This window comes from Pseudomonas sp. BN414, from assembly GCF_029871275.1.
Lineage (GTDB): Bacteria > Pseudomonadota > Gammaproteobacteria > Pseudomonadales > Pseudomonadaceae > Metapseudomonas > Metapseudomonas resinovorans_C.
On sequence record NZ_SSOL01000048.1, the window covers coordinates 137,987 to 149,549 of the forward strand.

An 11,563-nucleotide genomic window follows, 5' to 3' on the forward strand; every position below is an offset into this window, starting at 1 on the left:
AGCAAGGTCAGGGTTGCAGGCACATAGCTATCATTGCCGTGTGCCCTGCCTCCAAGGACCCCAAATGCTACGGATTCACTTCGCGGATAACCGCCAGGCGCCCATCTGGCTGGTGGACGAGCGTTTCACCATCGGCCAGGACAGCCGCAACAGCCTGGTTCTGGCCGAACCGGAGATCAGCCTGTTCCACGCGGAAATCCGCCAGGACCATGGCCAGTACTACCTGAGCGATTGCGGTACGCCCGGCGGCACCTTCGTCAATGGCGAGCGCATCGGTGCACGCTTCCAACTGCGCTCCGATGACGTCGTGCGCATCGGCCAGCTTGAACTCCTGCTGGTGGACCCGGCCAAGGCTCGCCCCAAGGCACAAGCTTCGGCACGCTGGTTCCTGCAGGTGATCAAGGGCGAGAACGAAGGGCAAAAGTACCACGTCACCGGCTCCCTGACCTTCGGGCGCTCGGTGAAGTGCGAGCTGTGCTTCAGTGACCAGGAGCTGTCGCGCCGGCACTGCGAGTTCTTCCTCAAGGACGATGTGCTGGAGGTCAAGGACCTGGCGTCCGCCAACGGCGTGTTCGTCAATCAGCAGAAGGTCAGCACCGCCGTGTTGCAACCGGGTGACCAGATTCGCATGGGTTCGGTAACCCTGCTGGTGATCGGTCCCAAAGTGGCGGCACCCCAGGCGGTGGATGAGGACGCCACGCTGTTCATGCCCGTCGCGCAGATTCCCAAAGCCGCGGTGCCTCGCCCGGCGACACGCCAGCCTGTGGCCAATCCGCTTCGCGCAGCGGCACAGCAACAGGTCGCGCCCACGGAAGCCGCGCGCCAATCGCCGAACAAGGTCCTGATCGGCTTGCTGGTGCTGGCGATCGCCGCAGCCGCGGCCTATGCCGGAAAAGTCCTGCTGTAGGGGCGAATTCATTCGCCAAGGGCTGCGTAGCAGCCTCGTAGGTTGGTCCGAGCGCAGCGAGGCCCAACGTTTCCGGTATCGGCTACGAAGCGTTGGGTTTCGTTCCTCTACCCAACCTACGAGATCTCTGTGGGTGGCGAATTCATTCGCCAAGGGCTGCGTAGCAGCCTTGTAGGTTGGTCCGAGCGCAGCGAGGCCCAACGATTCCGGCATCGGCTACGAAACGTTGGGTTTCGTTCCTCTACCCAACCTACGAGATCTCTGTGGGGGCGAATTCATTCGCTGCGCAGCGGCCCCCGTCCGGACTATTGCTGGGTGCCAAACACCTCGGCCAGGTGCGCTTCGTAGCGCTTCACATCCGCCTCGATATTCGGCTGCTTCATCACGTCCACGCAGAGGAAGGTGGGCAGGGCGCTCATGCCGAGGAACTGGTTGGCCTTGTGGAAGGGGAAATACACGGCATCCACACCCTTGGCCTCGAAGAAGTCGGTGGGGTCGTCGAAGGCCTGCTGCGGTGCGTTCCAGGTCAGCGAAAGCATGTACTGCTTGCCGTGGATCAGGCCGCCGCTACCGTATTTCTGCGAGGCATCCGAGCGGGTGCGGCCGTCGTTGGCGTAGAGGCTGCCGTGACCTTCGGTGAACACTTCGTCCAGATAGCGCTTCACAGTCCAGGGCGCGCCCATCCACCAGCCGGGCATCTGATAGATCACCACGTCGGCCCAGAGAATTTTCTGCACCTCTTCGGCAATGTCGTAGCCGGCGTCGATCTGGGTTTCCTTGACGTCGAAGCCTGCGCGGTCGAAGAAGGCCAGCGCGGCATCGTGCAGGGTGGCGTTGTAGCGGCCGTCCGAGTGAGCGAATTTCTTGCCGCCGTTGAGCAGAAGGACCTTTTTCATGGCAGTAGCCTCCGTAAGTCGATGTGGCGGCAGACTACCGGTCGCGCCCTCGCGGAAACACCGGTCGGGGCGCAATTGATACTTGCGGGAAAGTCATGAATTTATGGATCTGCTTTGCGATAGGGTTGATAAAACTCACTACACCTGCGAGGCCATTCCATGACCCAGCCCTACGGCTTCATCCTGCATGCCCACACCCGTCCCGAGAAAACCGACGAGTTCGAAACGCTGTTCCGCGCCTATGTCGAACCCAGCCGGGCCGAGAAGGGCTGCGTCGAGTACCACATGCTGCGCGACGCCCAGGACCCGAGCCTGTTCATCTTCTATGAGGTCTGGCAAAGCCGCACTGCCTTCGAGACCCACTGCGCGCTCCCGCACATGCGTCGCTTCCATGAAAGCCGTATGGATTACCTGCTGCGGGACTTCGATGTCCGTGAAATCCAGATGCTCAGCCCCTCGTTCGCCGGGGCCTAGATTCCGCTTCGAAGCAACTCCAGGTACTCCGGGCGGCCGCCAATGTCGTTGTGGCCGGTCCCGGGGATCACCTCCCGTCGTGCCACGCCCGAGCGGAACTGGGCGAAGAGCTTCTCGCTGCTCCAGCGTGGGATCACCTCGTCATGCTCCGCGACGATCAGCAAGGTGGGCACGGCAATGGCCGGGGCGTAGCGCCAGGACTCGTACTTGTCATGAAGCATCCAGCGCACCGGGAACATGGGGAACTGCCGCTGGGCCAGTTCGAGGATGCTGTTGTAGGGCGTGACCAGCACCAACCGCGCGACCTGGCGTTGGCTGGCGAGATGAATGGCCACGCCGCTGCCCAGGCTGCGGCCGACCACGGCCACTTCGCTGTGCAGGGCGCTGACCTTGTCGAACAGCTCCAGGGCATCGTCGAGGATGGCGGTTTCGGTGGGATGGCCGGTGCTGTCGCCGAACCCCCGGTAATGCAGCAGGTAGAGCGCGTGATCGGGAAAGGCCTTGGCGAAGTCCGGCAGGCTGCGGGACACATCCTCGGCATTGCCGCCGAAGTAGATGAGCGCCTTGGAGCTGGCCAGCGGTCGTACCGTGACGGCGATCTGCTGGTCCGTCACCGGCAACATCAGGAGCCGGTCGGGGCCGCCGATGGCGCGGGGCTGCGGAAAATAGAGCAACGAGCGCTGGAATGCGAAAAGCAGTGCGCCTGCTCCCAGGTAGAGCGCCAGCGCCAGCACGGCGACGCCGATCAGGCTGCGGGTCATGCTGAGGTCGGACAGCGGTTGGCGAGGCGGCTCTCGAACACGGTGGATGTCCTCTTTGCCGGGGAGCGGGTTCATTTACCTTAGTCGAGGCAAGCTTGCCTAAGCTGAAAGGGCATGCCCACGCGAGGTGTCCCCATGGAACGCAAACACGCTCTTGAAACCTACAAGCACCTGAAGAAGCAGCATCCGGCGTATTTCCAGGCGGTGGAGACCCTCGGCGCCGTGGTACGCCAGGCCGGCCCACTCGATGAACTCAGCCTGCAATTGATCCAGCTCGCCGCGGCGGCGGCGAGCCATTCCGAAGGGGCTGTCCACAGCCATACTCGACGGGCGTTGGAGGCCGGTGCCAGTCCTGCGCATATCCACCATGCCCTGCTCGCGCTGACCAGCACCATCGGTTTTCCCACGGTGGTCGCCGCCCTGAGCTGGGCGGGCGATGTGCTGGAGAGTGAGGAGTAGGGCGCATGGCTTCAAGTAGGAGCGAGCTTGCTCGCGAAAGGTCGGGCTCAAAAGGTTCGCGAGCAAGAACTAGGCGTCCCCCTCGCTCCTACAAATGCTGGCTATTGGGAGGGACTCACCTCCGGCTCCTGCTGCTGCAGCATCCACATCTGCGCATAGGTGCCACCGGCTTCCAGCAACTCGCGGTGCGTGCCTTTCTCGAGCACGCGGCCGGCGTCGATGACGAGGATCTGGTCGGCATCCATCACGGTGGACAAGCGGTGGGCGATGACCAGCGTGGTGCGGCCGACCTGGATGCGGTCCAGGGCAGTCTGAATGGCCTTTTCCGATTTGGAGTCCAGTGCCGAGGTGGCTTCGTCGAAGATCAGGATGGCCGGATTCTTCAGCAGGGCGCGGGCGATGGCCACGCGCTGCTTTTCTCCGCCGGACAGCTTGAGGCCGCGCTCGCCCACCGGGGTCTCGTAGCCGTCAGGCAGGCGCAGGATGAAGTCGTGGATGTGCGCGGCGCGGGCGGCGGCTTCCACCTCCTCGCGGCTGGCGCCGGGGCGGCCGTAGCTGATGTTGTAGTAGATGCTGTCGTTGAACAGCACGGTGTCCTGCGGAACGATGCCGATGGCGCTGCGTACCGAGCCTTGGGTCAGCTCGCGCAGGTCCTTGCCATCGATGCGGATGTGCCCGGAGTCGATGTCGTAGAAACGATAGAGCAGGCGGGCGAGCGTGGACTTGCCCGAGCCGGAATGGCCGACCACTGCCACCGTCCCGCCCGGCGGAATCTCGAAGTCCACGCCGTGGAGGATTTCCCGGCGTGGGTCGTAGCCGAAATGCACGTTCTCGAAGCGCACGCGAGGTTGCGTGGTCTGCAAGGGAACGGCATCCGCTGCGTCCCGCACGTCCTGGCGTTCGTCCAGCAGGCCGAATAGCCGCTCCATGTTGGTCAGCGCCTGCTTCACCTCGCGGTACATCATGCCGAGCATGAACAGGGGGGCGGAAAGCTGCAGCAGGTAGGTGTTCACCAGCACCAGGTCGCCGATGGTGAGCTCGCCCGCGACCACCCCGGCGGCAGCGCGCCACATCATGGCGGTGACGCCGATGGCGACAATGGCGGTCTGGCCCAGGTTGAGCAGCGCCAGGGACTTGGTGGCCTTGACCCGTGCGTTCTCCAGGAAGCGCAGGTTCTCGTCGTAGCGCGCCGACTCGTGGGCCTCGTTGTTGAAGTACTTCACCGTCTCGTAGTTGAGCAGCGAATCCACCGCGCGCTCGTTGGCGCGGGTGTCCGCTTCCACGGATGCGCGGTAGAAGCGGGTGCGCCATTCGGTGACGGCGAATGTCCACAGGCCGTAGGCCACCAAAGTGCCGAGGGTGATGAAGGCGAAGCCCCAGTCATAGGCCCAGACCAGTACCGCCGTTACCAGCAGCACTTCCAGCAGGGTCGGGACGATGGTGTAGAGGGTCCAGTCCAGCAGATCGGAAATGGCGCTGCCGCCACGCTCCACATCGCGGGCAACACCACCGGTGCGACGGCTGAGGTGGAACTTCAAGCTCAGCCCATGCAGGTGCTGGAACACCTTCAGGGTGATCTGCCGCGAGGCACGGGCCATCACCCGGGCGAACACCACCTGGCGCAGTTCGGTGAACAGGGTGACGCCGATACGCGAGGCGCCGTAGGCCACCAGCAGGGCTACCGGCAGTACCACCAGGCTGGGTTCGACGTTGAGCTGGTCGACGATCTGCTTGAGCGCGATGGGAATGTAGAGGTTCGCCAGCTTGGCCGCGACGATCAGCCCCAGGGCCAGGGCGATGCGACCCACATACGGCCGCAGGTAGGGCAGCAGCGTCGTGATCACGGCGACATCGCCACGAGAGCCGGTCTTTCGCGCGATGGGGGCCGCGCCGTCTTGTTTGTCGTCGGCCGCATCCTGCGGTGCCGGGTTGTTATCCAGGGCTGCCATCGCCCACCTGCCTTCTGTTTATCGAGATCTGGCGACCTTACTCCAGCGGCGGACGCATCGCGACGTTTGCTGGGCGATACAACTCATTGGCGCAGTCGATATCGGGGGAGCCCAGCCGGGCACCTCACGCCATCGGCGGCAGCCGCCGTTTCACCGGAGTCTTCTTGACGATAGCGGTGTTGGTTTCGGCGTAGACGTTGATTCGGTCCAGCAGGGTGTCGAGTTGTTCCATCGAGCGCACGCAAAGACGGGCGATGAAGCAGTCTTCGCCGGTCACTTTGTCGCACTCGGTGAACTCCGGAATGTCCTGGATGCGGCGTTCCACCTCCTGCAACTGGCCGGGCAGGGGTCGGACGCGCACGATGGCCTGGAACTGGTAGCCGAAGGCTTTCGGGTCCACGTCCACCGTGTAGCCCTTGAGCACGCCGCGTTCTTCCAGCTTGCGCAGGCGTTCGGCGACGCTGGGGGAGGAGAGACCACTGATTTGCGCAAGGGCCTTGAGGGAGCGGCGGGAGTCTTCCATCAGTGCGGCAAGCAGCAACTGGTCGATGTCGTCGGTCATGGATGCCTCGTTAGGTGAATTGACGAAAGTGCCTTGATAGTAAAGGTAGATCGTTATTCAAGCCTTCGCTTTCGCATGGAATCGTCCCGATGTGGCTCGGCATACTGTGCCCCATGCAGAGGAGCCACATCATGGACAAATCGATTCAACGCGGTTCGCTGGAAATGGTCGCCGCCATGCTCATCTCCGGCACCATTGGCTGGTTGGTGATGCTGTCGGGGCAGTCGGTGCTGGATGTGGTGTTCTGGCGCTGCCTGTTCGGCGCACTGACCTTGCTGGTCATCTGCGCGGCGATGGGCTTCCTGCGCCCCGGCATCCTGACCCGCGCCACCTTCCTGCTGGCGGTACTCAGCGGCGTGGCCATCGTCGGCAACTGGGTACTGCTGTTCGCCTCCTATTCGCGGGCGTCCATCTCCATTGGCACGGCGATCTACAACGTCCAGCCGTTCATGCTGGTGGGGCTGGCAGCACTGTTCCTCGGCGAGAAGATCACCGCGCAGAAGCTGGCATGGCTGGCGGTGTCATTCGCGGGGATGTTGGCCATCGTCAGCGCCCACGGCGGGCAGGGCGAAAGTGGCAGCGATTACCTGGCGGGCATTGCCCTGGCCCTGGGCGCGGCGCTGCTTTATGCGATTGCAGCGCTGATCATCAAGCGGCTGAGCGGGGTGCCTCCGCACCTGATCGCGCTGGTCCAGGTCACCACCGGCGTGCTGTTGCTGGCGCCCATGGCGAACCTGTCCAGCCTGCCGCAGGGCACCGAGACCTGGTCGATCCTGCTGACCCTCGGGGTGATCCACACCGGCGTGATGTACGTGCTGCTCTACGGCGCCATCCAGAAACTGCCGACCGCCATGACCGGCGCGCTGTCGTTCATCTACCCGATCGCGGCGATCTTCGTCGACTGGTTCGCCTTCGGCCGACAGCTCGAACTACTGCAGTGGGCGGGCGTGGCGGCGATTCTGGTTGCGGCGTTGGGCATGCAGCAGGGCTGGGGATTCAGCCTGCGCCGGGCGGTACAGGCCGAATCGTAGGTTGGCGCCAAGCGAAGCGCGGCCCAACGATTGGTCCCATTCCCCATCGTTGGGCTTCGCTGCGCTCAGCCGCAACCTACGGGCGCGGTGTGCTCAATGCACTTCTTTCGATGCCTGGCCGAACTGGAGGTCCGCCGTATTCAGCCGCTCCAGTTCACGGCGCACCATGTTGGCGAAGGCCGACGGCTTGAGGTGATACAGCTCGGTGGCGACCCAGGCGAGCCAGCGCGGACCCATGGCTTCGCGCTGCGCCAAGAGGCGCAGCGCTTCGTCACGGGCCTGGCCGGCATGCTCCTCGTGGAACTGCCGGCGGCTCGCGGGATCAGTTGGCTTGCAGGCCGACATAGACGTTCTGCACGTCGTCGTGGTTGTCCAGGGCCTCGAGGAAGGCTTCCACTTCTTCCAGTTCGGCACCGGACAGGCTGACCGGGTTCTTCGCCTTGTAGCCCAGGTTGGCCGACTGCACGGTGAAGCCGAAGTCCGGCAGCGCCTTGCACACGGCGTCCAGGTCGGTCGGTTCGGTGTAGAACAGCGCGGTGCCTTCGTCGTCGGCTTCGAAGTCCTGGGCACCGGCCTCGATGGCGGCCAGTTCCACGTCGGCATCGGCGTTGGCGGGTTCCGCCTCGATCATGCCCAGGTGGTCGAAGTCCCAGGAGACCGAGCCGGAGGTGCCCAACTGGCCCTTGCGGAACAGCACGCGCACTTCAGCCACGGTACGGTTCACGTTATCGGTCAGGCACTCGACGATCACCGGCACGCGGTGCGGGGCGAAACCTTCATAGAGGGTGCGCTCGTAGTTGACCACTTCACCGGAAAGGCCAGCGCCTTTCTTGATGGCGCGCTCCAGCGTGTCTTTCGGCATGGAGGCCTTCTTGGCCTGGTGCACGGCGAGACGCAGCTTGGGGTTCATGTCCGGATCGGCGCCGTTACGCGCGGCGATCATGATCTCTTTCACCAGTTTGCCGAAGATCTTTCCTCGGGCATTGGCGGCGGCTTCTTTGGGTTTGGCTTTCCACTGGGCGCCCATGGCTGCTCTCTCGCTGGTTCATTGGGGAAACGGGTGGCGATTCTACTGGGGCGGCGGGGGAGGCTGCCAGCCAACTCGTCAGCCCGCCAGGCCTTGCGGAGAATCTGGCACCAATTGGCCATTATGGTTAGATTGCATCTCACCAGGCCAACAGGCGCCAGGCGGCGTAATCGCCCCTGCGAGGTGGAGTCCGAATGCAGTTGCCCAGCAGTTCCATCGCGCCGGAAGGCGCCAGAGATGAGCGATTCAACGGCCTGGTCCGCATGGCCAGACGACATTTCGATGTCAGGGCCGCCCTCCTGACCACCGGCGACAGCGACCTCCAGCAGGTCCGTGCCTGCGACGGCTGGACACTGGCAGCCCCGTTGCCGGATGGCCACCTTCTCCCGTCCTTCGCCGCCCAAGGTGATGCCCTGCTCGTGGTGCCTGATATCAGCACGGACGAGGGCCTGCGCAATCACGGCCTGGTGAAGGCCCTGCCCGGTCTGCGCTTTCTCGCCGCCTGCCCCTTGCCCGGGGAGGATGGCGCCCCGATCGGCATGCTCTACCTGCTGCACGACCAGCCCCGCGATCTGGATGTCGACCAGCAGCAGGGGCTGCGTGACCTCGCCGAACTGGCGGCCGGCGTGCTGGCGCGAGAGGAGTCGGATCGGCGGGAACTCGAGCGCCTGCGGGAAAGCGAGCGTCGCCTGGCCCCCGCCATTGCCGGAAGCGGAACCGGCATCTGGGACCGCAACACGGTGACGGGCGAAATCCATTACTCCACAGGCTGGAAAGCGCTGCTGGGGTACGCCGACCACGAGGTCGGCAATCGCATCGAGGAGAGTTACACCCGCGTCCACCCGGATGACCTGGCGTACGTGCAGGCGACTATCCAGGCCCATTTCGAGCGGCGCACCGAAGCCTACGAAGTGGAACACCGGCTGCGTTGCCGGGACGGCAGCTACAAGTGGGTATGCAGTCGCGGCAAGGTAGTTGAGCGCGATGAGAACGGGAAACCGCTGCGCATGGTGGGCACCACCACCGACATCACAGCCATGCGCGCCCTGTCCGAGAAGATGCAGCAGACTGCCGCGCTGATGACCGACCTCACCAACGAGATTCCGGGCATGGTCTTCCAGTACCGGCGACGGCTGGATGGACACTCGTACTTTTCCTATGTCAGCGCCGGCGTCCGCGAAATCTACGGGCTGACGCCGGAACGGCTGGAGCAGAGCGCCGACGCGTTGCACGCGATCATCCACCCGGACGACCTCGCGCTGTACCTCGGCTCCCTCGAGACGTCTGCGCGGGACCTCAAACCCTGGCATCTGGAGTACCGGGTGCTGTTGCCGGGTTGCGGCGCGTCCTGGCGACAGGGCGATGCGCGGCCCAGGCCGCTGGCGGACGGCAGCGTGCTCTGGCACGGCTTCATCACGGATATCACCGAGCGCAAGCTGATCGAAGCGGAACTGCAGGTGTTCGCCACCACCGACTCGCTGACCCAGCTGTCCAACCGCCGGCATTTCATGCAGCAGCTCGAGGGCGAACTGGCACGTGTGCAACGCTCGACCGGCTACTGCGTGGCAATCCTGATGTTCGACCTTGATCACTTCAAGGCCATCAACGATCGCTGGGGCCATTCCGTGGGGGACCTCGCGCTGCGGCACTTCTCATCAATCCTCTGCGCTCAGCTGCGTCGGACCGACGCCGCCGGGCGCATGGGCGGCGAAGAGTTCGCGGTGGCGCTGAGCAATGCTTCAGTCGAGGAGGCCAGGACCTTCGCCCAGCGTGTCCAGCAGGAACTGAGCAGCACACCACTGACCCATGGCGACGAGCACCTGTCCCTGGCCGTCAGCGTCGGTATCGCCACCCTCCATCCCACCGATTCCAGCGCCGAGGTCACCCTGTCACGCAGCGACATGGCGCTGTATCGCGCCAAGCGCGGCGGTCGCAATCGCATCGAATGCCATTGAGTGAGCCAGGTCGACGCGGCGGCCATGCTCCTGGCTGCCCGCCGAAACCGGCCTCCTGAATTCGTCCCCCCAGCCCGACAATTCCCGGCAGCGACCACGCCCAGGATCCGGCGCTGACGCGCGACTGGGTGGAAATGGGGAACCGGACGGCGGTAGCTGATAACAAAACCTTATCCAGGGTCTTGCAGGGTGAAGCGCCGTGCGGCGGATTTTCTTTCACCTGCGCGCCGCAAATTGCCACGGAGAGTGCACAGGATGGGGCGGAATCGCGCATCATTGAGCGCAATCAGCTTGAGGGAGGTTTCCATGGAGGTCATGTCATCCGTTCTGCGCTTTGGCGCGCTGTCGCTGGGACTGGCAGTGGCCAGCGTCGCGGTGGCGAGCGAGGAGACGCAACTTGTCGATTCCATCAACACCTATCGCGGCCAGGTGCAGCCTTGTGCCGGCCAGGCGTCGATGGAGTTGCCCCCGCTCAAGGCCGACCCTCGGCTGATCCTGCCGGCCGGGAGTATTGGCGACCTCCAGCAAGCGCTTTCTCGAACGGCTTATCCGCTGGTGAATGTGCAAGCCATCAACCTCTCCGGCCCGCGTGACGCCCAGGCGGCCATGAAGGCCCTGCAGGAAAGCTTCTGCCAGGTGGTGCTCGACCCGCAGTTCGTCGATGTCGGCGTGAGCCGCGAGGGGCAGGACTGGCGCATCGTGCTGGCCCGGCCGCTGCTGGCGGGCGGCCTGGGTGACTGGCAGGCGGAAGGGCAGAAACTGCTGGCGCAGATCAACAGCGCCCGCAACCAGGCCCGCCAATGCGGTACCCAGTCGTTCCCCGCAGCAGCACCGCTGACCTGGAATGCCACCCTGGCCGGTGCCGCCCTGGAGCATACCCGCGCCATGGCGAACCAGAACTTCTTCGACCACAAGGACCGCGACGGCCGCACCCCCGGCGACCGCGCCGAGCTGGCCGGTTACTCCGCCCAGCTGATCGGCGAGAACATCGCCGCCGGCCTGGACACCTCCAGCAAGGTGGTGGATGGCTGGCTGGCCAGCCCCGGCCACTGCGCCAATCTCATGAACCCGCAGTTCCGTGAATTGGGCGCCGCCTACGCGGTCGACCCGAAGAGCGATGCGGGCATCTACTGGACGACGATGTTCGGGGCGCAGTAAGCGCCCCTTGCCGCGCTTCAGTCCTGGACGAGATGCGCTGAAGTGGCCTAATGATTCTGGACACCCCGATAGGGCGTTAAGCTGCGCCCAAGCAAGAGGTGTTCATGAGCAGAAGATCATTCAGTCCGGAATTCAAACTCGAGGCCGCCAGTCTGGTGCTCGATCAAGGCTATTCCATACCGGCAGCCTGCAAGGCGATGGGGGTAGGCCCAACTGCCATGCGGCGCTGGGTCGAGCAATTGACCCTGGAGCGCCATGGCAAGACGCCGGAACACGGCAAGGCGATGACGCCGGAGCAGCGGCGAATCCAGGAGCTGGAGGCCCAGGTGCGGCGGCTGGAGCGGGAGAAAGAGATCCTAAAAAAGGCTACCGCTCTCTTGATGT

13 protein-coding genes are annotated in these 11,563 nt (G+C 64.3%); 7 read left to right on the forward strand and 6 right to left on the reverse strand.

Annotation, left to right across the window (positions count from 1 at the left end; translation table 11 throughout):
- The first annotated feature begins 64 nt into the window (after positions 1-64).
- Positions 65-907 (forward strand): FHA domain-containing protein, encoded by an 843-nt coding sequence (locus tag E8E95_RS09340; RefSeq protein WP_280349567.1) that lies wholly within the window; start codon positions 65-67, stop codon positions 905-907.
- A 305-nt stretch (positions 908-1,212) separates the two neighbouring features.
- On the opposite strand, the gene E8E95_RS09345 is transcribed toward E8E95_RS09340, so the two are convergent.
- The gene (locus tag E8E95_RS09345; RefSeq protein WP_280349568.1) at positions 1,213-1,803 is read right to left on the reverse strand and encodes an NAD(P)H-dependent oxidoreductase; all 591 of its coding nucleotides are present in this window, start codon (positions 1,801-1,803) and stop codon (positions 1,213-1,215) included.
- Between the two features lie 159 nt (positions 1,804-1,962).
- Here E8E95_RS09345 and E8E95_RS09350 point away from each other — a divergent pair, with 159 nt between their 5' ends.
- The gene (locus E8E95_RS09350) at positions 1,963-2,277 is read left to right on the forward strand and encodes a putative quinol monooxygenase (protein ID WP_280349569.1); all 315 of its coding nucleotides are present in this window, start codon (positions 1,963-1,965) and stop codon (positions 2,275-2,277) included.
- Here E8E95_RS09350 and E8E95_RS09355 read toward each other — a convergent pair.
- Positions 2,274-3,038: an alpha/beta fold hydrolase gene (locus tag E8E95_RS09355; RefSeq protein ID WP_280349577.1), complete on the reverse strand. Its 765-nt coding sequence runs from the start codon at positions 3,036-3,038 to the stop codon at positions 2,274-2,276. The two genes, E8E95_RS09350 and E8E95_RS09355, sit on opposite strands and share 4 nt — an antisense overlap.
- Before the next feature lie 135 nt (positions 3,039-3,173).
- On the opposite strand from E8E95_RS09355, the gene E8E95_RS09360 reads away from it, so the two are divergent.
- On the forward strand, positions 3,174-3,497 hold the full coding sequence (locus E8E95_RS09360; RefSeq protein WP_077526420.1) for a carboxymuconolactone decarboxylase family protein: 324 nt from the start codon (positions 3,174-3,176) through the stop codon (positions 3,495-3,497).
- 101 nt (positions 3,498-3,598) lie between these two features.
- Here the strand turns inward: E8E95_RS09360 and E8E95_RS09365 are convergent, their stop codons facing one another.
- Complete coding sequence (locus tag E8E95_RS09365; protein ID WP_280349570.1) at positions 3,599-5,446, reverse strand: ABC transporter ATP-binding protein/permease; 1,848 nt, start codon at positions 5,444-5,446, stop codon at positions 3,599-3,601.
- Between the two features lie 124 nt (positions 5,447-5,570).
- Positions 5,571-6,008, reverse strand: coding sequence for an Lrp/AsnC family transcriptional regulator (locus tag E8E95_RS09370; RefSeq protein WP_077526422.1), 438 nt, complete (start codon positions 6,006-6,008; stop codon positions 5,571-5,573).
- A 131-nt stretch (positions 6,009-6,139) separates the two neighbouring features.
- Between E8E95_RS09370 and E8E95_RS09375 the strand changes: the two genes are divergently transcribed.
- On the forward strand, positions 6,140-7,039 hold the full coding sequence (locus E8E95_RS09375) for a DMT family transporter (protein ID WP_280349571.1): 900 nt from the start codon (positions 6,140-6,142) through the stop codon (positions 7,037-7,039).
- A 93-nt stretch (positions 7,040-7,132) separates the two neighbouring features.
- Here the strand turns inward: E8E95_RS09375 and E8E95_RS09380 are convergent, their stop codons facing one another.
- Complete coding sequence (locus E8E95_RS09380; RefSeq protein WP_179057590.1) at positions 7,133-7,384, reverse strand: hypothetical protein; 252 nt, start codon at positions 7,382-7,384, stop codon at positions 7,133-7,135.
- Positions 7,362-8,066, reverse strand: coding sequence for a YebC/PmpR family DNA-binding transcriptional regulator (locus E8E95_RS09385; protein ID WP_280349572.1), 705 nt, complete (start codon positions 8,064-8,066; stop codon positions 7,362-7,364). Before E8E95_RS09385 ends, E8E95_RS09380 begins: the two co-directional genes overlap by 23 nt.
- A gap of 194 nt (positions 8,067-8,260) precedes the next feature.
- Between E8E95_RS09385 and E8E95_RS09390 the strand changes: the two genes are divergently transcribed.
- From E8E95_RS09390 to E8E95_RS09400, 3 genes are all read left to right on the forward strand, one after another.
- On the forward strand, positions 8,261-10,021 hold the full coding sequence (locus E8E95_RS09390) for a diguanylate cyclase (RefSeq protein WP_280349573.1): 1,761 nt from the start codon (positions 8,261-8,263) through the stop codon (positions 10,019-10,021).
- 315 nt (positions 10,022-10,336) lie between these two features.
- Positions 10,337-11,179 (forward strand): CAP domain-containing protein, encoded by an 843-nt coding sequence (locus tag E8E95_RS09395; RefSeq protein WP_280349578.1) that lies wholly within the window; start codon positions 10,337-10,339, stop codon positions 11,177-11,179.
- 98 nt (positions 11,180-11,277) lie between these two features.
- On the forward strand, positions 11,278-11,563 hold a 286-nt coding region (locus E8E95_RS09400; protein WP_280348068.1), incomplete at its 3' end, for a transposase.